The organism is Erysipelotrichaceae bacterium 66202529, assembly GCA_017161075.1.
In the GTDB taxonomy this organism is placed as follows: Bacteria; Bacillota_I; Bacilli_A; order Erysipelotrichales; family Erysipelotrichaceae; genus Clostridium_AQ.
In genome coordinates, this window is the sequence record CP046174.1 from 3,953,414 (window position 1) to 3,975,795 (window position 22,382).

25 protein-coding genes are annotated in these 22,382 nt (G+C 44.9%); 13 read left to right on the forward strand and 12 right to left on the reverse strand.

What is annotated here, in order from left to right:
• Positions 1-61 precede the first annotated feature (61 nt).
• The 4 genes from GKZ87_18680 (at position 62) to GKZ87_18695 (ending at position 3,450) form a co-directional block, all read left to right on the forward strand.
• A complete protein-coding gene (locus GKZ87_18680) occupies positions 62-457 on the forward strand; it encodes a replication initiator protein A (protein QSI27372.1) in 396 nt (131 codons plus the stop codon).
• Between the two features lie 183 nt (positions 458-640).
• Positions 641-1,582: a plasmid recombination protein gene (locus GKZ87_18685; GenBank protein QSI27373.1), complete on the forward strand. Its 942-nt coding sequence runs from the start codon at positions 641-643 to the stop codon at positions 1,580-1,582.
• 70 nt (positions 1,583-1,652) lie between these two features.
• Positions 1,653-1,844 carry a hypothetical protein gene (locus tag GKZ87_18690; GenBank protein QSI27374.1) on the forward strand — a complete coding sequence of 64 codons (192 nt, stop codon included), beginning with the start codon at positions 1,653-1,655 and terminating at the stop codon, positions 1,842-1,844.
• Positions 1,845-1,938: 94 nt separating this feature from the next.
• Positions 1,939-3,450, forward strand: a complete 1,512-nt coding sequence (locus GKZ87_18695; protein QSI27375.1) for a recombinase family protein — start codon at positions 1,939-1,941, stop codon at positions 3,448-3,450.
• 262 nt (positions 3,451-3,712) lie between these two features.
• Here GKZ87_18695 and GKZ87_18700 read toward each other — a convergent pair whose 3' ends face one another.
• The 8 genes from GKZ87_18700 to ulaG form a co-directional block, all read right to left on the reverse strand.
• Positions 3,713-4,546, reverse strand: a complete 834-nt coding sequence (locus GKZ87_18700; GenBank protein QSI27376.1) for a Cof-type HAD-IIB family hydrolase — start codon at positions 4,544-4,546, stop codon at positions 3,713-3,715.
• Positions 4,543-5,388, reverse strand: coding sequence for an L-ribulose-5-phosphate 3-epimerase (locus tag GKZ87_18705; GenBank protein QSI27377.1), 846 nt, complete (start codon positions 5,386-5,388; stop codon positions 4,543-4,545). Before GKZ87_18705 ends, GKZ87_18700 begins: the two co-directional genes overlap by 4 nt.
• Positions 5,385-6,092 carry an L-ribulose-5-phosphate 4-epimerase AraD gene (araD, locus tag GKZ87_18710; GenBank protein ID QSI27378.1) on the reverse strand — a complete coding sequence of 236 codons (708 nt, stop codon included), beginning with the start codon at positions 6,090-6,092 and terminating at the stop codon, positions 5,385-5,387. Before araD ends, GKZ87_18705 begins: the two co-directional genes overlap by 4 nt.
• Before the next feature lie 10 nt (positions 6,093-6,102).
• Positions 6,103-7,128 carry a hypothetical protein gene (locus GKZ87_18715; protein QSI27379.1) on the reverse strand — a complete coding sequence of 342 codons (1,026 nt, stop codon included), beginning with the start codon at positions 7,126-7,128 and terminating at the stop codon, positions 6,103-6,105.
• Between the two features lie 98 nt (positions 7,129-7,226).
• Positions 7,227-7,526: a PTS ascorbate transporter subunit IIB gene (locus GKZ87_18720; protein ID QSI27380.1), complete on the reverse strand. Its 300-nt coding sequence runs from the start codon at positions 7,524-7,526 to the stop codon at positions 7,227-7,229.
• A 35-nt stretch (positions 7,527-7,561) separates the two neighbouring features.
• Positions 7,562-9,034, reverse strand: coding sequence for a PTS ascorbate transporter subunit IIC (locus GKZ87_18725; GenBank protein QSI27381.1), 1,473 nt, complete (start codon positions 9,032-9,034; stop codon positions 7,562-7,564).
• A gap of 26 nt (positions 9,035-9,060) precedes the next feature.
• A complete protein-coding gene (locus GKZ87_18730; protein QSI27382.1) occupies positions 9,061-9,516 on the reverse strand; it encodes a PTS sugar transporter subunit IIA in 456 nt (151 codons plus the stop codon).
• 12 nt (positions 9,517-9,528) lie between these two features.
• Positions 9,529-10,587 carry an L-ascorbate 6-phosphate lactonase gene (gene ulaG / locus GKZ87_18735; protein ID QSI27383.1) on the reverse strand — a complete coding sequence of 353 codons (1,059 nt, stop codon included), beginning with the start codon at positions 10,585-10,587 and terminating at the stop codon, positions 9,529-9,531.
• A gap of 241 nt (positions 10,588-10,828) precedes the next feature.
• On the opposite strand from ulaG, the gene GKZ87_18740 reads away from it, so the two are divergent.
• The 8 genes from GKZ87_18740 to GKZ87_18775 all read left to right on the forward strand — a co-directional run bounded on the left by GKZ87_18740 (position 10,829) and on the right by GKZ87_18775 (position 17,563).
• Positions 10,829-11,626, forward strand: coding sequence for a hypothetical protein (locus GKZ87_18740; GenBank protein ID QSI27384.1), 798 nt, complete (start codon positions 10,829-10,831; stop codon positions 11,624-11,626).
• A 19-nt stretch (positions 11,627-11,645) separates the two neighbouring features.
• On the forward strand, positions 11,646-12,449 hold the full coding sequence (locus GKZ87_18745; GenBank protein ID QSI27385.1) for a DeoR family transcriptional regulator: 804 nt from the start codon (positions 11,646-11,648) through the stop codon (positions 12,447-12,449).
• 779 nt (positions 12,450-13,228) lie between these two features.
• Entirely contained in the window at positions 13,229-13,813 is a 585-nt protein-coding gene (locus GKZ87_18750) for a TetR family transcriptional regulator (GenBank protein ID QSI27386.1), read from the forward strand.
• An 83-nt stretch (positions 13,814-13,896) separates the two neighbouring features.
• Complete coding sequence (locus tag GKZ87_18755; protein ID QSI27387.1) at positions 13,897-14,742, forward strand: ATP-binding cassette domain-containing protein; 846 nt, start codon at positions 13,897-13,899, stop codon at positions 14,740-14,742.
• Positions 14,739-15,416, forward strand: a complete 678-nt coding sequence (locus GKZ87_18760) for an ABC transporter permease (GenBank protein ID QSI27388.1) — start codon at positions 14,739-14,741, stop codon at positions 15,414-15,416. Before GKZ87_18755 ends, GKZ87_18760 begins: the two co-directional genes overlap by 4 nt.
• Positions 15,413-16,135: an ABC transporter permease gene (locus GKZ87_18765; protein QSI27389.1), complete on the forward strand. Its 723-nt coding sequence runs from the start codon at positions 15,413-15,415 to the stop codon at positions 16,133-16,135. The genes GKZ87_18760 and GKZ87_18765 overlap by 4 nt, the downstream gene beginning before the upstream one ends.
• A 44-nt stretch (positions 16,136-16,179) precedes the next feature.
• Positions 16,180-16,854, forward strand: coding sequence for a 2-C-methyl-D-erythritol 4-phosphate cytidylyltransferase (gene ispD / locus GKZ87_18770; protein QSI27390.1), 675 nt, complete (start codon positions 16,180-16,182; stop codon positions 16,852-16,854).
• A 64-nt stretch (positions 16,855-16,918) separates the two neighbouring features.
• The gene (locus GKZ87_18775; protein ID QSI27391.1) at positions 16,919-17,563 is read left to right on the forward strand and encodes an MBL fold metallo-hydrolase; all 645 of its coding nucleotides are present in this window, start codon (positions 16,919-16,921) and stop codon (positions 17,561-17,563) included.
• 232 nt (positions 17,564-17,795) lie between these two features.
• On the opposite strand, the gene GKZ87_18780 is transcribed toward GKZ87_18775, so the two are convergent.
• Genes GKZ87_18780 through GKZ87_18790 form a run of 3 tightly spaced genes read right to left on the reverse strand, consistent with a single transcriptional unit; the run spans position 17,796 to position 20,717 of the window.
• A complete protein-coding gene (locus GKZ87_18780) occupies positions 17,796-18,161 on the reverse strand; it encodes a PTS sorbitol transporter subunit IIA (GenBank protein QSI27392.1) in 366 nt (121 codons plus the stop codon).
• Between the two features lie 15 nt (positions 18,162-18,176).
• A complete protein-coding gene (locus tag GKZ87_18785; protein QSI27393.1) occupies positions 18,177-19,709 on the reverse strand; it encodes a PTS glucose transporter subunit IIA in 1,533 nt (510 codons plus the stop codon).
• A 24-nt stretch (positions 19,710-19,733) separates the two neighbouring features.
• Positions 19,734-20,717, reverse strand: coding sequence for a sugar-binding transcriptional regulator (locus GKZ87_18790; GenBank protein QSI27394.1), 984 nt, complete (start codon positions 20,715-20,717; stop codon positions 19,734-19,736).
• A gap of 266 nt (positions 20,718-20,983) precedes the next feature.
• Between GKZ87_18790 and GKZ87_18795 the strand changes: the two genes are divergently transcribed.
• Complete coding sequence (locus GKZ87_18795) at positions 20,984-21,340, forward strand: hypothetical protein (protein QSI27395.1); 357 nt, start codon at positions 20,984-20,986, stop codon at positions 21,338-21,340.
• Between the two features lie 374 nt (positions 21,341-21,714).
• Here GKZ87_18795 and GKZ87_18800 read toward each other — a convergent pair whose 3' ends face one another.
• Positions 21,715-22,380, reverse strand: coding sequence for an ATP-binding cassette domain-containing protein (locus tag GKZ87_18800; GenBank protein QSI27396.1), 666 nt, complete (start codon positions 22,378-22,380; stop codon positions 21,715-21,717).
• Positions 22,381-22,382 lie beyond the last annotated feature (2 nt).

Here is a 22,382-nt window from a genome sequence, read left to right on the forward strand (position 1 = left end):
AGGTCATATAAAATATCGTCTGCCCCCGGAAATGCCGTTCTAACTGTCCACAAAGCACACTATGACAAACACGATTTATATTCATCAACCGGAGAAATCGGTCAGCTTCACCCGGCTCCCGAATTTTCTCTTTGAAGCCCCTACATTTACGCCCCTGTCCAATGAAGCGAAGATACTGTACGCCTTTATCTTGCGCCGGACGGAGTTATCCCGCAAGAACGGCTGGGCGGACGAGTACGGGCGCATTTACCTGTATTATCCAATCTGCGAGGTGGTCGCCCTGCTCCACTGTGGGCGGCAAAAGGCGGTCAACACCTTGCGGGAATTACAGTATGCGGGGCTTGTGGAGATACAGAAACAGGGCTGTGGAAAACCAAACCGTATCTACCCAAAATCCTATGAAGCGGTTTCAAACACTGACTTCAAGAAATCCGGTTCCGGTACGCCGGAGGGCTGAAAAGCGTACCTGACAAGTACGAAAATCAATCCTCTTGAAGTACGAAAACCGGACGGAAGATAGAAATACAGAGATTAACAGATTTATTTATATCAATTCCATTCCAATCCTATCAGAGCTATTTCCGGCGGGATTTTCCTGTGGAAGAGTCCCGGAAAGGAACGGAATGGGGAAAGGAGCAGAATGGCACAACACGCAATTTTGCGGTTTGAGAAACACAAGGGCAACCCGGCAAGGCCGCTGGAAGCCCACCACGAACGGCAAAAGGAGCAATACGCCAGCAACCCCGACATTGACACCAGCCGGAGCAAATACAACTTCCATATCGTCAAGCCGGAGGGACGCTACTACCACTTCATTCAGAGCCGGATTGAACAGGCGGGGTGCCGAACCCGCAAGGACAGTACCCGGTTTGTGGATACGCTGATTACCGCCAGCCCGGAGTTTTTCAAGAAGAAGCCCCCAAAGGAGATACAGGAATTTTTCCAGAGGGCGGCTGATTTCTTAATCGGGCGGGTAGGCCGGGAAAATATCGTGTCGGCGGTGGTACACATGGACGAGAAAACGCCCCACCTGCATTTGGTCTTTGTCCCGCTGACAGAGGACAACCGCCTGTGTGCAAAGGAGATTATTGGGAACAGAGCCAGCCTCACAAAATGGCAGGACGATTTTCACGCCTATATGGTGGAGAAATATCCCGACTTGGAGCGTGGGGAAAGTGCCAGCAAGACAGGCAGGAAGCATATCCCCACCCGTTTGTTCAAGCAGGCGGTCAATCTCTCCAAACAGGCAAGAGCCATTGAAGCCACGCTGGACGGTATTACCCCGTTCAACGCCGGAAAGAAGAAAGAGGAAGCCCTCTCCCTGCTGAAAAAGTGGTTTCCGCAGATGGAGAATTTCTCCGGTCAGCTCAAAAAATACAAGGTCACAATAAACGACCTTTTAGCAGAAAATGAACAGTTGGAAGCCAGAGCAAAAGCCAGTGAAAAAGGCAAGATGAAAGATACGATGGAACGGGCAAAGCTGGAAAGCGAGCTGAAAGACATTCAGCGGCTGGTAGACCGTATCCCGCCGGAGGTGCTGGCAGAACTGAAACGGCAGCAGCAGCACACAAAGGAGAGGTGATTGATGACAGAAAACATTTCACGCCGCAGCATGGCGGCACTGCACTTTGAAAATTAAATACGGAGGTACTATGGAGCATATCAGATACAAGAAAGAAACCGAAGTCGTGACTTTTCAAGGAAAGGAAATCACGCTGGAAAATCTCTCCCCGGTGTTCACGCCGGAGCAGGAAGCGGCAAAACGCCGGGAGCTGGAACAGCAGCTTTATGAGGTATTCCGCAAGTATGCCGACAAACGGCAGAGTGAGGAAGCCGGGGCATAAGGTTTTCCGAAGCCATCATTGATTTGCGGGGCTGCTGGCGGTATAATAAAGGTGTCAGCAGCTCCGTTTCTTTTTTAAGAAAAGGAGCGACAATATGAACAATCGAATAGACGCAATCTATGCAAGACAATCGGTAGACAAAAAGGACAGCATTTCCATTGAAAGCCAGATTGAGTTTTGCAAATACGAATTGAAAGGCGGGAACTGCAAAGAGTACAAGGACAAAGGGTATTCCGGGAAAAATACGGAGCGTCCACAATTCCAACAGCTTATGCGGGATATTGAAAGCGGCCTTGTGCGGAAAGTGGTGGTTTACAAGCTCGACCGCATCAGCCGTTCCATTCTCGACTTTGCGAAGATGATGGACTTCTTCCAAAAGTACGAAGTGGAGTTTGTGTCCTCTACGGAGAAGTTTGACACCTCCACCCCGATGGGGCGGGCTATGCTGAATATCTGTATCGTGTTCGCCCAGCTTGAACGGGAAACGATACAGAAGCGGGTGACGGACGCTTACTACTCCCGCAGTCAGCGGGGCTTCAAGATGGGCGGGAAAGCCCCTTACGGCTTCCATACAGAGCCGATTAAGATGGACGGTATCAACACAAAGAAGCTGGTGGTAAACCCGGACGAAGCAGCAAATATCCGGCTGATGTTTGAGATGTATGCCCAGCCCACAACCTCCTACGGGGACATTACCCGGTACTTTGCGGAACAGGGGATTTTGTTCCATGGCAAAGAGCTGATACGCCCCACGCTAGCGCAGATGTTACGCAATCCTGTCTATGTGCAGGCAGACCTTGATGTGTACGAATTTTTCAAAAGTCAAGGGACAATCATTGTCAATGACGCTGCCGATTTTACAGGCATGAACGGCTGCTATCTGTATCAAGGGCGGGATGTGAAGCCCAGCAAAAAGAACGACTTGAAAGACCAAATGCTGGTACTGGCTCCCCATGAGGGCATTGTTCCCTCCGACATCTGGCTGACCTGCCGTAAGAAGCTGATGAACAACATGAAAATCCAGTCTGCCCGGAAAGCCACCCACACATGGCTGGCGGGAAAAATCAAGTGCGGGAACTGCGGGTATGCCCTTATGAGTATCTTCAATCCCTCCGGCAAGCAATACCTTCGCTGTACGAAACGGCTGGATAACAAGAGTTGTCCGGGGTGCGGGAAAATCATTACTTCGGAACTGGAAGCGGTTGTTTATCAGCAGATGGTAAAGAAACTGGCAAGCTACAAGACGCTGACAGGCAGAAAGAAAGCGGCAAAGGCAAACCCTAAAATTGCCGCCCTGCAAGTGGAACTTGCCCATGTGGACGGCGAGATTGAAAAACTGGTGGACAGTCTGACGGGTGCAAACAATGTCCTGCTCTCCTATGTGAATGTGAAGATAGCAGAACTGGACGGGCGCAAGCAGGAACTTCTGGCGAGGATAGCGGAACTGACGGTGGAAGCCATTAGCCCAGAACAGGTCAGCCAGATTTCCGGCTACCTCGACACATGGGACAATGTATCCTTTGACGACAAGCGGCGGGTGGTGGATTTGATGATTACCACCATAGCCGCTACAAGCGACAGCTTGAACATCACATGGAAAATCTGACGGGCGGAACCCCTCCCGTCAGACCGTTACCCTGTGTAGTCCCTTGTAAACTGTACTTTACTGTGTGATAAACTATGTATGTCCATTTTGGGACCTCCTTATTATTTAAAAGTGGTTTGGTAGACCTTCTTTTATTTTAATAAGGAGTTTTATTTTTTTTCATTACTTTTTTTAAATCTTAAGTTTTTTTGTTCCACCAGTGGAACTGGTGGTTTTCTTTTTCACCAAAAAAAGGAGTCCGCTTTTTTGCAGACTCCCGGTATCATTGGTACCTTCCTTCAATATCGGATAAAATATGCTCCTTCAAAAACCGGCTGACCCCCTGCGCCGTATTTGCCTTTGCGATATAATCAGCCTTTTCCTTCACCTTCTGCTGACCGTTTTCCATACACACGCTGATTCCGGCAGCCGCAAACATCGTTGCATCATTGAAATTATCACCGAAAACAAGTGTTTGCTTTGCAGACACGTGCAATTCCTCCATCAATCGTATCAGCGTTTTTCCCTTGGTCGCATCCACATGTGTAATTGTATACACATCATCCTCACTGCGAACGGCATGCAGTGCTTTACAATGCAGATTGATCCTGTGTAAAACAGCCTCCATCTTGTCAGAATCCTTTGCGATCATAACCACCTTGAATATGGCATGTCCTAGCATATCCTCCCTGCCGGCAGCCTGCTGAATCATTGTTTTCCCACGCAGCCGCTCCAGGAAAAGCTGCAATCGCGTATCCTGCAGTGAGGTTGTAAAAACGATATCCCTTGTATATGCAATACATGGAATATTTTGTTTCTCCAGCACCTGAAACACAAATTCCAGCTCCTTAGGCTCCATGCTTTTCTCATAGATACAGGCTTCTTCTTTAAACATATTAGCGCCATTATTCGCAATAAAGGGAAGCCGCAGGGACAACTGCTTCAGATACGGCTTCATGATATGAACATTGCGTCCGCTTGCCAGCGTAAACATGATATGTCGTTCCTGCAGCTTACGGATCACCTCAAAAATCCCGGCATCCAGTTCTTTGTGATCATCCAGCAGTGTTCCATCCAAATCCGCAACAATCAGTCGGATATCGCGGAAATCACTCATACGAAAACCTGATCCAGCTTATCCCGCAAAAACGTGGAAGCATTATGGCATACCGTTTTCCAATCTGAGTTACCGGTGTACCAGAATTCCCCTACGAACATCCGCACACCCTGCTGCTTCAATTCCTTTATATTCTCCACAAATTCCGTATGACCGCTGCCAAACGGAATTTCCCGATAATGTCCCGGTATGGTTTCCTTCAGATGAGCCGCCACAATATGACCTTTACCGGTTTTGATATCTTCGTTAACATTCTTCCCGTACAACAGGCTTGCATTTTTCAGATTTCCCATATCCGGATATACCCCGAGATAGGGAGAGCACACCTGCCTTACATAGCGCATACTCTTTTCCACCGTATCCATAAACGGTGTTTCCATTGTTTCAAAGCCCAGCAGGATTCCCTTTTTCGCTGCCAGCTCTACACAGCGCAACAGATTCCGCAAAAAATTCTGCTGTGTTTCTTCGCTGCCTTGCTCATAATAAACATCATAGCCCGCAAGCTGAATGATCCGGATACCCAAATCGTCCGCAAGCTGTATAGCATCCTCCATGATGCGAAGTGCTTTGTTCTGTATTTCCGCATCCGGATGTCCCAGCGGATATTTGCGGTGTCCGCTCAGACACATGGAATGAATACGTACCTCGGTTTCCTCCATTGCACGAAGAATATCTTTACGCTCAGCCTGTGTGTAGGATAAGCGTGCCAGCTTTTCCTCGCTCTCATCTACACTCATCTCCAGATAATCAAAGCCGAATTCCCTGCACAACTGCAGCTTTTCTTTCCAGGTCAGATCATTCGGCATGGACTTTTCATACTGTCCAAGCTCATATGCTTTCATGCTGCCTTACCCTGCCCGTAATAGGCATTCGGGCCGTGCTTCCGTTTGAAATGCTTATCCAGCAAAATCTGCTGCATTGGCTGTACACTGCCATTTTGCAGCATCACACTCACAAACGCCATCGCTGCACATTCCTCCATCACGACCGCATTATGCACTGCTTCAAAGGGATCCTTACCCCATGCGAAAGGCCCATGACTGTGTACAAGTACGCCCGGCATGCTATCTGGATTCAAATTTTCCTTTGTGAAGGTTTCTACGATAACACGGCCGGTTTCCAGCTCATAATCCCCATGAATTTCTGCTTCACTCATCAGCCTGGTACAGGGAATATCTCCATAGAAATAATCTGCCTGTGTCGTTCCCAAAGCAGGAATCGCTTTTCCAGCCTGTGCAAAGGCAGTTGCCCAGCGGGAGTGTGTATGCACTGCCCCGCCGATGCCTGGAAAGCTCTTGTAAAATTCAATATGCGTCATGAGATCGCTGCTTGGCTTCAGCTTCCCTTCCACGACGTTTCCATCCAGATCGCATAAAACGATATCCGTTGCCGTCATATGGTCATATTCCACACCGCTTGGCTTAATGGCGATGAACCCCTGTTCCCGGTCAATACCCGAAACATTTCCCCAGGTAAACGTAATCAGTCCGTATTTCGGCAATAATAAATTTGCCTCCAGCACACGCTGCTTCAATTCTTCCAGCATACTGTCCCTCCTAATCCTCTACGATATAGACCGCAGCTTCATTCGCTGTATGATTTGCCGCTACGATCAAATCGCGGTTTTCTTCATTCACCAGACACAGATTCGCCGGGCCTGCCCCCTGATCGATTTGTGTTGTCACAAATTTTCCGTCTATATACTGCACACAAAACAGCTCTGCATTCTTACGGCGTACGCCTGCTAGAAAGCTTGGTACTCCACGCAAGGTCCCACCCACCAGGGTGTGCGCAAATTCAATCTCATGCGCATACGTATACACGCGCTGATATGCCCCGGCTATTTTCTTATAGATATGAATTTCCGTACCATGAAACGGCTCGATTGTCATGATTTCCTCATCGCCGTCTCCATCGATATCAAGCACTGCAATCTCTCCAATATGACCGCTCATAAGGAATTCTGTATGCCATTGTCCATGCAGGTGATCCGGTGGTGTCACCTTTACGATTCCCTGATCACTTCCAAAATACCCGCAGCAGCCATCCACACCACGGTAATAGCCATGATTGCGATATAATCCATCCAGCAGGATTTCCACCCGAATTCCTTCATTCAAATCATCGGGAAGCTCACCGACATAAATACGTCCCGGTACACTCCAATCCTCCTTATTCTTCTTTGAGGTAGCGATAGTGGCACCGATAAAATAATTCACACCGTTTTTATGATAGATGTCAAAGCGGTGGATATAGGGCATGGAGAGCACATCCCTGATCACAAAGCCGTTCTCTGTATATTTTCCCCAGACGATTTTGGAACGAGAGGGAGATACCTTCAGATAAAATTCCTGAACAGCCAGAAATTCTCCTTCTTTCCCCGGAATGAGAATGATGGACATACAGCCGCCTGCCTCTTTCCATATTGTTTCCTTCTTCTCAAACTCCCTGCCGGAAAACATCTCACACAGCACATCAGGATCCTCACTGGCATACAGGATGTGATGTTCGCCTGCCATATGAATGCTGCTGGCACAATAGCAGCGTTTGATATCATCCAGCTTTTTCTTTGTAATTTTCATACGCACAATACCTCGTTTCTACGTTTTTTTAAACGATTTTCCGTTAATTTTATGATTTTTTTGTATAAGAAAAGCTGCACGGGGCAGCTTTATCTTTTTTACTTATTTATAGCGGCTGCCAGCCCATCTTCAATCTCTTTTGCGGACATTACATTTTTCAAACCAACGATTTTAGTCCCCCGTTTTTCCGCATCCGCAAACATACTTACAAAGTTCTTGGAGCACAGCACGATGTCATACTGGCCTGCGGCAGATTTTCCTTCTGACACCGCACAGTGACGAATTTCCTGGATATCCAGACCCATTTTTTTCGTTACCTTTTCCACGTTCAGCTTAATCATCATACTTGTGCCTGCCCCATTTCCACAGCAGACCAGCAGTTTCAGTTTTCCAGCCATTATTATCTCTCCTTTATGATTAGTTCAATTCTATTTTACGCCTTTTGCGCTTCTTTTTCTTTCATTTTTTCCAGATATTCGTCATAATCCTCAGTAATCAGGAAATACGTATCCGGATGCTTGCGGTATTGAAGCTGTGGAATCGCAAGCAGAATCAATACGACGATGGCAACACCGAAATATCCAAGGAATTTCATGATGACGGTGAATAACGGCCATACGGTTGCCCAGTCAAACATTCCCAGATAACCGCCGTATGCCGCAAGACCGACACCTCCGGCAATCAGTGCTGAACCGAAAACCTGAATCAGTCCAGAAAGGAACGGGAACAGCATAGCTGCCTTGATACCGCCGCGGTTATCCGCATAAATAGCAATTACTGCATTATCGAAGAAAACAGGCACAAATCCTGCAATAACAAGCGTCGGACTCTTCATCAGCAGCAGAATCATGATGGCAAGGAACTGCCCGAGTGCTCCCATCAGAAAGCCTACCGTTACTGCGTTGGCGCTTCCAAAGCCAAACACCGCTGCACAATCGATACCCGGAACAGCACCAGGCAGGAAGGTATTGGAAATACCCTGGAAGGAATTTGTCAGCTCGGTAACGAAGGTACGCACGCCCAGCTGCAGGATTGCCAGATAAACTGCGAAATTTAAGGATGTGGTCATAATATAGAAGAAGAAATTATCTGCCGCCTTCATAAATTCCATGCTTACCAGATAATCCTTACCCAGTACAAGCAGAATCGCTCCGAAGAATAGGAACATCAGAATAGAGGTTGCGACCATGTTTTCATTGAAGATGGACAGGAAGCCCGGGAATTTCAGATCATCCAGACGCTTTGTGGATTTTCCCTTCAGCTTATCTGCCAGCTTCGCAAAGATGGCAATACCGAACATCTGCTGATGAGCGATGGCAAAGCCTCCACCCTCGGTCAGCTCCTGCGTGATTTCTACGGTTAGGTTGGAACCAACGGCCCAGTATAAGCCCAGAATCAGACCCATGATAATCAGAATTGGTGTATCTCCCAGCTTTGGAAAGCAGAAGAGAATCAGCCAGAATGCAGTAGATGCCTGCTGCATCTGTACATGTCCTGTTGTAAATACAGCGCGCATTTTTGTCCATTTTTTCAAACGAACGAGCAGTAAATTCATGATAAATGCAATCAACAGCAGCAGCATAACCTGTGAAAAGGTTCTGCCAAAGCGTTCCCCAAGTCCCGCTGTAACTGCATTTTGTCCAAAATACGGATCAATGACCATCGCATCCAGATTGAATCGGTCCTTCAGCCCAACCAGAATCGGACGGAAGTTGTTGACCAGTCCTCCGGAACCGACTGCCAAAATCATATAACCGACTGTTGCTTTGATAAAACCGGCGAATGCTTCATATAATGGTTTCTTCAGCAGCAGATATCCGACAAGTACCATGACACCGATAAAATATGCCGGCTGTGTCAGAATATTGGTCGCGAAGAAACTCCAGATACTCATTAAAAAGTCCATAAAGTTTTCCCTCTCTTTATATTGGTTTAAGCTTCGTATTCCTGTGCCGCCTGTCTCAGCTCCTCTGCTGTATGCGCTTTCAGCAATGCATTGACAAGCTCCTCGTTCATCAATGCATCCATAAGCTGCTGGATGTTTTGCAGATGCTGTTCATGATCAACAGCGGCTAGGGAGAAAAACAGTCTTGCCTTCTTGTCCGGATCGGTTGGATCAAAGTCCACCGGCTTCTCCACCTTCATGAAGGAGATAGCGGTACCGTTACAGCCCTTCGCTCCTTCTGTGGAATGCGGCATTGCGATATCCGGAACAATAACGATATAAGGGCCGTATGTGTTCACACAGTCTATAACCGCCTGCACATAGATATCCTCTACTATCCCGTTTTCCAACAGCGGCCGATAGCTGGCACGGATCGCATCCTGCCAGTTATCAAAGCGCTGTTCAAAGGAATAGTAGCCTTTCTCAATAATTTCCTTCAGCATACCCTTTTCCTCCTATAAAATAGAGCGGAATGGAACATTCGGTTCATCCGTAAAGCAATCCTCAAAGCCCCTGCGGTAATGAAACTGACGCTTGTTCTGATCGGTAGGCCATACATATTTTCCACCGACATCCCAGATAAACGGATGGAATTTGTAATCCAGAACATCCTTCTTATATTCATACAGCATATTGATTTCCTGCGGGTCTGCCTTGAAGTTCGTCCACACATCATAATGGAACGGAATCACAACCTTGCAATTCAGCGCTTCCGCCATACGCAGGATATCCACACTTGTCATTTTATCCTGATTTCCAGCCGGATTTTCACCATAGGAGCCAAGGGCAACATCAATATCATAGTCCTTACCATGCTTTGCATAATATGTGGAGTAATGAGAATCTCCGCTGTGGTAAACGCTACCTGCCGGTGTCTTGATGATATAGTTGACTGCCTTTTCATCCATATCGGTAGGACACTTTCCGCGTACATCCTCATCATTTGTGACCAGACAGGTACGATCGAAGCTGTCTACGACAATGATTTCCGTATCCTTAATTTTCACCACATCCCCCGGCTTCACCACCTGGCAGCGTTCTTTTGGAACACCGTAGCTCAGCCACTTTTCCACACTTTTCAAAGGACCGATAAACGGTACCTCAGCATCGCAGTTTTTCAGAACCGCCGATGCATAGAACGGATCGATGTGATCGTTATGATAATGCGTGGATAATACGGCATCCACCTGTGTTACTGCGAAGGGATCGTATACGATCGGTGCTGCGCGCAGATTGGGCTGGGTCATTCTTCCGCCTGTCATATTGCGCATCTGATGGAATTTCGCCATCTCTTTAGTTTTCTTTGTCCGCTTCCCGTTTCCAAACCATAAATCAATGGAAATATTTGTATTGTTTTCGGTCTTGATCCATAACCCGGTACAACCGATCCACCACATGGCGAAGGTACCCTTTTCAACGATTTCCTCGTCGATTTCCTCGTTCAGCCAGGTTCCCCATTCAGGAAAGGCTCCCAGAATCCAGGACTCTCTGGTAATTTCATCTACTTGACTCATTGCATATTCCTCCAGTTTCTTGTTGAGCGCGCCGCTTGTTTTTGTACACCCATATGATAAACATTCCATGAACAATTAGCAATAGCTTTTTATGAACAATTCATAAAATATATGATTGATTTTAAAAATGTGTGCGATTACAATTCGTATAACTACATTTAAACGAATTATTTTATGAATTATATGATTGACAATGATTCATAAAAGACATATAATGTGCATGTAAAAGAGGTGCAGACATATGAAAAAGGGATTATCAAGACTCACATTCAGTGATACCACTCGCCGTATCATCACATTTATCATTTATATTTTTTTTACCGTATATACCGTATATAAGCTGATACAGGAGCCAAGCATGGAAGGAAGGATTTGCTATGGCATACTTCTGATCGTTTTTATGGGTGTGGCACTATGGGCCGAATATCTGCGTATGCTATATCAGAAAATGATACGTGCGCTGAATATGGATTGTGATGCAGGTCTTGCGAAACACTATTATAACATATTAAAAAAACGTGATTTCATGAAAAGCTACCGAACAACGCAGTTGATTTTCGATACCCTGTATTATCAGGATATCGGAAAGCCGCAGGAATGCATAGCACTGCTGGAAGATAATGAAAAAGCCTTTCGTTCCTCTCTCGATTATCTTCTGATCCGGAATTTCACGTATTTCTATTCTTATTATAAGCTGGGGAACCGCAGTAAGGTGAAAGCGTGGTATCCAAAGGTCATGCAGCTGAAGGATGCCAAGGTAAAGGGAAATAAGGTCTCTCCCTTATATAACTGGGAGTTTATCGAAGCGATCTATTTGTATAGCATGAAGGAGTATAAAAAGAGTCTGGCGATGTTTAAGCAGATCGATACCAGAAATATGAATAACCGGGAGCTGGCGCAATATTATACGGAATTTGGAAAAGTATACAAAGAATTGAATGATAAGGAAAATGCAGTTATAATGTTTACAAAGGCTATGGAAACAGGGAAACAGCTTTCCAGCAGCCGGGAGGCGAGTGCATGCTTCCATCGTTTATAAATGAAACAGGGGATGCGATATGAAAATGAATAAGGCGGTCGTGGATGCACGACGCAACAAGATCATGCAGAAAATTCAAAGTCAGGGAAAGGCGGCGGTGGATGAGCTGGCGGAGGAGCTTCAGGTATCTCCGCTGACCATACGCCGGGATTTGCAGTATTGGGAGGAAATGGGGGCTGTAGAACGCTATTACGGTGGTGCCAAGCTGATTCAGCATTTTGTGGATAATGATGATCCAAAGCTGTCCAACGAGCAGTACAAGCATGCGATCGCAAAGTATGCCGCACAGTATGTAAAGGATGGCGATACGATTTTTATCAATACCAGCTCAACAGCACTGCTTGTTCTTAAATATATAAAAAATAAGCGCGTTACGGTTATCACCAATAACGGCAAAGCGATTTTTATGGATCATGATCCCATGGTCAGCATCTGTCTGAGCGGCGGGGAGCTGCGTATTCCGAAGGAAAGCATGGTTGGTGATTTCGCCTTGAACAATCTGAACAAGGTATCTGCGACAAAGGCATTTCTTGGCTGCAGCGGATTCAGTGTGGCAAGCGGTATGACAACGGCGATTCTGCAGGAGGTTGCGATCAATGAGGTGATGATTACGCGCTGTATCGGAGAAACCTTCATTCTGGCAGACCATACGAAAATCGGTACCAATCACAGCTTTATCAGTGGAATGATTCAATCCTTTGACTATCTGATTACCGATCATCTTGCGGATGAGGAGGAATTGCTGGCGATTCAGGATGCCGGTGTAAAAACAGTTACACTGGATCCGATTACGCACATACCGGGAGAAATTATGAAACAGTAGCGAATCCATGCAAAGTATTCTAGGCATTATGTCAATATCAAAAAGCATCTGTTATCACACGCGTTATTTCTTCTATATATGCGATAATAAGGGCTATCTGCGTATTCTTTTTCGAATAAATGTCCCCTGTTTATCATATCTATTTTGTTTTTATTCCCTGATAGATGCTATGCATAATAAAGTTTTACAAAAAAAGGTTTACAAAAAATGTTTACAAAGAACGATGTACAAAGAGATGTATATCAAATAAATCTACATTAGATAAATCTATGCTATCTATACTAATTAAATTCATACGAGCTAAATCTATACTAACTGCATACACCTATATTAAATGAAGGTATACCGAATAGTTATACAAAAGTGAAATCAACAGGGACACTGTATGTATTGATTTCTGTTTGTAGTAAGATAAAGATTTACTGATGTGCGTAGTTTTACGCATGTACACATCCTGAGGGTTTCAGAACGATTCTTAATAAACGCTTTATCAAAGACGAATCATGCAAACACTGAAATAAATTTGATACTTATTGATTTTCAGCCCTGAGCCTTCATCATGTTCCTATCATGGCAATTACAGCCATTGCAAATGAAATGCCGGAAGCTGCTGCTTCTGGTTTTTAACATATTCACATCCAAAATAAACCTTTGACCTTCTATTGTGATAGTCTCTTTAACAGCCTTTTGAAATCTTCCTTCAGGCTTCTTCTTGACGAATCATTAGAAACCGCCTATAATGACTATATTAACAAAAACAGTCAAAAAGAGGTGATACTATGCCGAAATGCTACTCTCCACAGGAACGTGATTACATTCGCAAACGCCTGAAGGAGGAGGCAGCTTCCTGTCTGATGCAATACGGTGTTCGTAAAACTACGGTGGATGAGCTGGTACAGCGTGTCAATATTCCCAAAGGAACGTTTTATCTTTTCTATAAAACAAAGGAGCTTTTGCTGTTTGAGGTCATTCTAGAACAGCATGACCAGATGGAAAAGACTATGATGCAGAAAATCAGCAGGCTTGATCCAAAGCATATGGATTGTGAAGCGCTGACTACGATGCTGTTTCAATTTTACAAAATGGCGGAGAAGCTGCCGATTCTGTTGAATCCCAGGGAAGTTGAACTGCTGGCGCGTAAGCTCCCTGCGGAAATACTGGCACAGCACATGGGGCATGACACTGATATGATTGAACAGCTACTAAAACGCTTTCCTTTAAAAAATCACAATCCGCAATCATTAAGCGCCGCCTTTCGTGCCATTTATATGGCAACTCTTCATGAAAAGGAAATCGGAAGTGAGCATTATGATGAAGCATTAAAGCTATTGATTCGCGGTCTGGTATTACAGATATTACCCTGATCCGGCGTTTTGCCGGATATCGTTAGCATCTGTTTTGACTATTCAAACTACTATAGTCAATTAGTAAAAAAGGAGGATATTATATGATTAACGTAGAGCATCTGAGCTTTCGGTACACAAAGGAAGCATTTATTGAAGATATGAATTTTCATGTACACCGTGGTGAGATTTTCGGCTTTCTGGGTCCCAGTGGTGCCGGAAAAAGTACCTTACAGAAGATTCTTATAGGCCTGCTTCCAGGCTACAGCGGCTCTGTGCGGGTAAACGGGGTAGAATGCCGAAAGCACAACAAAGAATTTTATGAATCCATCGGTGTGGATTTTGAATTTTCCACATTGTATGAGAAGCTCAGTGCCAGAGAAAACCTGAACTTTTTTGCCTCTCTTTATAAAAACCACACCTGTGATATTGATGAGCTTTTGGATTCTGTCGGTCTTTTGCAGGATGGTGACAAGAAAATTTCCAGCTACTCTAAGGGAATGAAATCCCGCTGCAATTTCATTAAGGCATTGCTGCATGATCCTGCTCTGCTCTGCCTGGATGAGCCTACAAGCGGACTGGATCCGGCAAACAGCAGACTGATGAAGGATCGCATTCTGACAGAAAAACGTAAGGGAAAAACAATTCTACTCACCACACACAATATGGAGGATGCCACAGAATTATGCGATCGAGTTGCGTTTATTGTGAACGGGCATATCTGTGCACTGGATACACCGCATAATCTTATCATGTCCAGGGGTGCAGGGCGAATCACATATACATGGGAGGAAAACGGAGAACAACAGGCGGTATGCCCTATGGATGCATTGTCCACCGACATAAAGCTGCAGCAGCTGATAGCCAATAACCGGCTGCTGTCCATACACAGCAGTGAACCAACACTGAATGATATTTTTCTGGATATCACCGGGAGGACGCTGGTATGAGAATTTCTGCATTGATACGGGAAGATATACGTCTACAGCTGCGCCATGGCTTTTATGCCTTGTATACTATTCTAACAATCTTTTATATCCTTCTGTTATCTGCTGTACCAGCAGCCTGGAATCACATCGTCGCAGCCTTCGCTATCTTTTTTGATCCTGCCACCATGGGACTGTTTTTCATGGGGGCTATGATGTTATTTGAACGAAATCAGCGTATTCATCAGGCACTTGCTGTTTCTCCTGTTTCACCAAATGAATATATATGTGGAAAGCTTGCTTCCTTTGGACTGATTTCCCTGCTGGTTGCGGCTGTTCTGGCGTTGTTCTCCCATAGTTTACTGCTTCCGGTTTTAGCCGGGACATTACTGGCCTCCTTTATGTTTACTCTGCTCGGTATCATTGCAGCCTCGCACATAAAAAGCCTGAATCAGTTTCTATTGCTCAGTGTGCCATTGGAAAGTATCTGTTATATCCCTCTGCTTGCCTATCTCTTAGGCTATATGCAAAACAGTCTTTCCCTGTTTCCAACTTCTGTCTGTATGGATTTAATTTTAAACAAGCCGATATCTGCTTTCGGTATCATCCTTGCTTTTGCTGTATTGCTTCTCTTATTTGTTGCTGCCAGGCGAAGTCTGGAAGCCATGTGGAAAAAGGAAGAGGGGGCAAAACTATGAAAGCGATATATCTTAGCTTTTTGCATCTGTTACGGTTTATCCATCGCGATATGATGCTGCTGGTCGTTCTGTTCGCTCCGCTTCTTGGCATGCTATGCTATCGCTTTCTGATTCCTGCATTGGAGCTATTTCTATGTGATATGCTGCAACAGCCCGCTGTAATTGTCCCATTTTACCCGCTTCTGAATATCTTTTTCTGTATGCTTGCTCCGGCGATGTTCTGCTTTGCAGCCGCTATGATTTTGCTGGAGGAGCGCGATGAGCATACCGCCGGCTATCTTATGATTACACCGCTACAGCGCCGTGGATATTTGGCCTCCAGATTGCTGCTGCCTGCCATTGTTGCCTGTATCTATACCTGCATCCTGCTGCCCTATGCTGCACTGAGCAAATTATCATTTCTTGAAATTCTGCTATATGCAATAACAGGAGCTCTTCAGGGTCTGATTTCGGCAATGCTTACGATTTCATGTTCTTCCAATAAGCTGGAAGGAATGGCAATTACAAAGCTTTCCTCCCTTTTCATACTGGCCTCTGCCGCTCCATGGTTTCTGCATGATGCGATACAATATCTGCTTTCCCTCTTTCCTTCCTTCTGGCTGGGAAAAGCTGTTGCGGAAAGCAATCTATTCTTCCTGTTTCCCTCCTTTTTCACAGCGCTGTTATGGATGCTTGCTCTGTGGAAAAAATTTCAGCGTACGATTTCCGGGCTTCTATAGCTGTCTTTTATTTACTTTTTTCCCAGATATGATATGATGTTTCCATGAACTATAGTGTAATTATCGTAGCGGCCGGAAAAGGAACGAGAACCGGCCTGACCTATAACAAGGTATTTTACAAAATCGGAAATGCCCCGATCATCACACAGACGCTGAAGCCTTTTGAGGAGGATGCGGATTGTGCGAAAATCATTATGTCGATCTCTCCGATAGAACAGGAGGAGTTTGAAAAAGTCATTCACAGCGAGAAGGTCGTCTATGTCCCTGGAGGAGCAACCAGACAGGAAAGCGGATATCTCGGTCTGCAGGAGGTAGAAACAGAGTTTGTTATGATTCATGACGGAGTACGCCCGTTTCTGACAGAAAAGCATTTGCAGGCAGTAAAGGATGCATTGCAAACAGAGGATGCCGCCCTGCTGATGGTACCGCTGATAGATACGATTAAGGAAGTAAAGGACGGTTATGTGGTACATACTCCGGAGCGTTCCAATTATATGAGTGCACAGACCCCGCAGGCATTCCGCACGGAGCTGATTCGTAAATGTCATGAGGAGGCAAAAAAACATCCTGAAATTATCGCAAGTGATGATGCCATGCTTATAGAGCTGTTTTCCAATGCAAAAATTAGAGTTGTGGAAGGCAGCTATGACAACATAAAGGTCACAACACAGCGCGATTTGAAGCAGATTCATCTGTTACATGAGGAACAAAACAATTAAATGAAGCCGGCTGCTCTTATCACACAGCCGGCTTTCCTAATATAAGACGCATCAGGAGGAGCTTATGAAAAAACTGCAGATTACAGAAGCCGTAACCGCTTATGAATTTATGGAGCTGACACCGTACACAACCTATGTTTATACGATTACAAGAGGTCGTACAGTATATATTATCGATACCTTCTGCGGCTCTGCATATATGGAGCAAATACGGATGGATTATCCAAACAGTAACTTTACGGTTATCAATACACATTATCACTTTGATCACATCTGGGGAAATTACAGCTTCCAGGATAGCCCTATATATGCACACCGGTTATGCAGGGATATGATACTAACGCATGGGATTGAGGAGCTGCAGGAACAGCGACAGTTCTTCAAGGGAAAGCAGGAGCTGGTTCTGCCCAATCACTGCTTTGACGGTATGCAGTATGCCCTAGGTAATTCTCTTGTTTTGTTGTATACACCAGGACATACCATAGACGGTATCAGTATCTATGACAGGAAACAAAAGCTGTTATTTGTGGGAGATAATCTGGAAAAACCGCTTGTTCAGGCAGATCCTGATCTGTTGACAGAGTATGAGAATACCCTAAAGCTGTATCTGAGACTGCCGGTAAGCCGTTTCTATGCCGGACATACGCTGTGCCTGCATAGGGAGGATGTATGTGACACTCTGCTTTCCATACAGGCCATGTGCAGGTAAGCACATCCCTTATCAGGGAATAGAAGAACAGAAGATATAGTTTTCATATATGATAAAGAAAGACGTTAATACCCTGGCGGGTAATTGTTTTATGTTATACGCTACGTTTAAATAACAGACCTATATCAAAAAACCAGCAGAAGCTTTATTCTCTGCCGGTTTTCCTTTTCTCATCCATACTATAAGCTCTTTTTGAAGGAAGCCTTCATACAAAAGCAGAAACAACATACTACTATAAAATCTGCAGCCTTCCTCCAACCCTTAGCAGCTCCTCTGTGAATTGCGGCCCCTTCAGTTCAATATTTCCAGGGCGTAGCGCCGTATCTGCACCGGCGAAGGACAAGCAGCAGTGTCCCAGCTCCTTTAAGGTATGCAAAGCCTCAGATCCGATTGCTGTAATGGTATATTTTGTGTCACATAAATAAAGCGTATCTCCAACAGCAGGCTCCTTTGTTATTTCTGCAGCCGTGTGCAGAACAGATATATCTGCCAGCTCCTGCGGTGCAGTATCATTGAAAATAATCAAAAAGTTACAATCCTCATTAAGAAATTCCAATGCACACTCTCCCCACCCGGTAATCAACGTATCATACTTCATACTATTCTCTCCTTTTTAATACATGCCAATACTGAACATATAGGCAATCAGTACCGCAAGCGGCCCTGTTATCATGCGACTATATAAAACAGCAGGTACACCCGTTTCCACGGTTTTAGGCTTTGCCTGACATAAGGACAAGCCAACCGGAATGAAATCACAGCCAACCTGCGCATTGATAGCAAACAACGCCGGAAGTGCATACTGTACAGGGATATTTCCCAGTGCAATCTGTGTACCAAGCAATGCTCCTACCACCTGTGCTATCACTGCACCGGGTCCCAGAACGGGTGATAGAAACGGCAGCGAGCATATTACAGAAATCACGAGCATTCCCGGAAGTGTCGCACAAAGAGGGGCAATCGCATGTGCAATAAAGGCTCCCAGACCGCTAACCTGAATGATACCTAGCAATGTGGCAGTAAATGCCATGAAGGGCAAAATATTGCGCAAAGCTGTATCTATAGATTCCTTACCTGCGGCATAGCAGGTACTTACCACCTTGCTCATACTGAGTCCAACTCGCAGCAAAGGATTTGTTTCCTTAATGGATGAATCCACCTGCTCTTTTGCTTCCTCTCTTTTTTCTTCTGTCTTTATCACTGCTTCCTGTACAAGTTCAATCTGTTCTTCGGTTACATCGGATACATAGGTTTCCTCACGCATGAATTTTGCCAGTGGCCCGCTTTTCCCTGTAGCAAGAACATTGATAGTCAAAATCCCCTTTTTTGGATATATGCCGCATCGAGCAGTACCTCCGCAATCTATAACGGCTGCCAATATTTCATCCTCCGGACAACTGCCATGGAAGCCGTCAACCGCATCACAATGACAGGCTGCCGCAAGTGCCTTGGCCAACGGATGGATTCCTCCTCCCGTCACACATAAAATGATATGCTTCTTTTTATCCGGCTGCAGCAACAAAGGGCCGCCCCAGCCGCTGGCTCCGCGATGTACTCGTACACTCTGATATGTGTGTTCCTTACCTGCTTCCTCACTTGTACAAACAGATTCCTGTACGTTTCCAGCAAATGAAGCTTTGTTCCTGAAATACATAAACAGCTGCTCACTGACAATTCCGCGGACCACCATGACAACAAGCCCTGCCATGAAATAGCGGATTGCAAGATTTCCCAACGGCAGCTTCTGTTCACTGATACCTGCCGCAATTCCCATATAAACGAACAGCTCCGATGCATTCGCATGCGGAAATAATCCGGTAACCGGATGCAGAACGCTCACACACGCATCATAGTATGCCGCTTTGTATTTCTCATCTAAAAATTTTCCGAAGGTAAAGCAGAGCGGATTTCCAAGAAATAATACTGCCATCAGCGGCAATACAGTATACCGTGTAATACGCCAGCGTGTGGCTGCTTTCGTTATACGCTCTACACGCTTTTCGCCAACCAGCTTTACGACTGCATTTACTGCTGTCATCAGGCAGATTACCATGGGAATCATATTGGTTATCCAGCCTAAAAGGATACTTCCCCCGGTTTCAAACATGGACAAAAAGCCCTGTGTCAGATCAGTGAATACTTCCATTCGTATTCCTCTGTGTGACAATCATCACAGCTCTTCCTTTAACAGTGCCATCATGGAGCGGATACAACTGATATCCGTTATGAGGATATTCACCTTTCCCGCACGTATAACACCTAATACAGCCTCCCCCTTATCTGCACCAACTGCTACTCCGACACGGTTTTTCACCTTTAATAGCTTTTCATCTGAAAGCCCCATAACCCTGTCATTAAAGGAACGAAATGCATCACTGTTTCCATTCGCATCCACATATTTCAAAAGAACATCCCCAACCGCCCCCTGCTGTTTGAAGGCTTCATAATCCTCTCTGGTAAGATATCCACATTTTACAAGGGTCGGTTCACTGGAGGTCGTCGTTCCGATTCCCATCACGACAGTTTTTAGTTTTTTAAACACGGACACCACCTCCCGGACCGGCTTTTCCTTCAGGAATCCCTGCATTACATGAGGGTCATCAAACATAGCCGGGGCAAAAAACTGCATCGCTTTTCCGTGAAATTTCTTTGCGAACCCCTTTGCGATATCATTGGAATGATATCCCTCCTCCATCTGATATGGTGAGCCGACACCTCCGACAACTGGCACAAAGGTACAATCCACCTCATCCACACTTTTCTTTACATTTACGATGCTGCTCAATGTTTTCCCCATCGAAACACCAATCGTATCCCCCTTGTTAATAATGCGTGACAGGTACAAAAGTGCTTCCTCATTCACGCGCTGCATATGGTCTGCCTTGCTTTCCAGTTCAATCTCATCCACAATGAGAACCTCCTTCAAGCCAAGCAGCTGTTCCACCCTGCGCTCCAGTTCTCCATACAATACACTGTCCGGATTCTCCAGCTCTATCTTTACAACCCCGGTTTCCTTTCCGGCACGCAGTAAACGGGATACGGTCGCTCTGGATATACCAACTGTATCACAAATTTCACGCTGTCCCATCCCATCCACATAGTAAAGATAACAGCATTTATAAATCAGACGGGGATCGTCTACGATTTTCTTCATATATGCCCTCTTTTCTGTAAACGTTTTCTTTGTAAGTAAAGAGTATCACAAACGCCTATTGACGTCAACGTTCTGTTCTGAACAAGTGCGAAAATAACCGTTAAAGGTTATTCGATGGTATAGGAAAATGATGTCTGTGCATAGAAAAGAGAAAGCTGCTCCCACCTCATGATACAAAAAACCCAACCATACTACTGATACAGGCAAGCAAGTCTTGCAATCTCACTGTAATCTATATAGAATTAGCATATATAGGAGGTAATCGTATGAGCAAGAAAAAATGCATACTGTGTATTCTGGCTGTATTCCTGTGTGCAGGTGCCGCAAATGCACTGCTACATCGACAGCAGGAACAAAAGCAGGCGGATATCATAAAATTGATATACAACAATCAGGCCTTGGTATCAAAAGCAAATGGTGATGCCATCACAGACACCTTCAAAATTCAGCATCAGCGGGCATATGATAATAAACAATTCCGCACGATCTATGAGGATATCGAAAAAAACGGCTACGATATCAGCAGCTTTTATGATGGTGAAATGACACCGATTTCACTGTCCCAGGAGGAAATCAGCAGCTTTTATGATGCCGATGGAAATTTACTGGGTACTGTACAATGATATAATTAACGGTCTTAGATTGTCCATAAAGCTATATCTTTTCCTAATTACAAAGGAAACTGAAAACCTGTCCCTCACATCTGCTTCTGTATTGTTATTGAACAGACAGCATTGAACCGGATCACAGTCAGTTTTCTTTTTTTCTACATAAGCAGCTAAATCATAAACCGTCGTTTACATATTCTGTTCAAGAAAATGTTACCATATGAGGATGTACAGAAGCAGCTCCTTAAGAGCTCCTGATTTAATGTGTATAATTCCCTGCAGTCCTTAAATAAGAAAAGACAGCACCATGTATACAATGCTGTCTGATCTAATGATATGCTATTCTTTTTGTTTGTAAATTTCTCTAATTTTTACCGTCTGAAGTATTATCAGCCGGCATACATAAGCGTTCCCTTATTCATACCAAATACCTCATCGGCTTTCTTTGTGATTTTTCTTGAATGTGTCACAATGATAACACATTTATTTTGCTCATGCGCCAAATCAGCTAGAATTCTGATGATTTCATTTTCAGTTTCATGATCCAGATTACCGCTAGGTTCATCCGCCAGAATAATAGCAGGGTCATGAGATAAGGCACGGGCAATTCCGACACGCTGCTGTTCTCCTCCTGATAATTTCAGTACCTTTCGATATGCGGTGTCCTCATTGATACCCACACTTTTCAACAAATTTAGAATATAGGCTTTATCTCCTTGATGCTCAGCTTTACTGATTGCCATAGATAATTCAATATTTTCATAAGCTGTTTTGTTTAACAGAAGATTATACCCCTGGAAAATCACTCCGATGTCCCTTGCCCGATAAAAATCACGGTTGATTTCACTCAAATCCTTTCCATCATACAGAATTTCTCCTTCCGTACATGCATCCAGTCCGGAAAGTAATGAGAGAAAGGTTGTTTTCCCTGATCCTGATTTCCCTATGATGCTGTACAATTTCCCCATTTCAAAATCAACGCTGATATCCTTCAGTACCGGCTGTTTCGTATTTTCATATATGTAGCTTACATGCTGTACAGATAAAATAGACATAT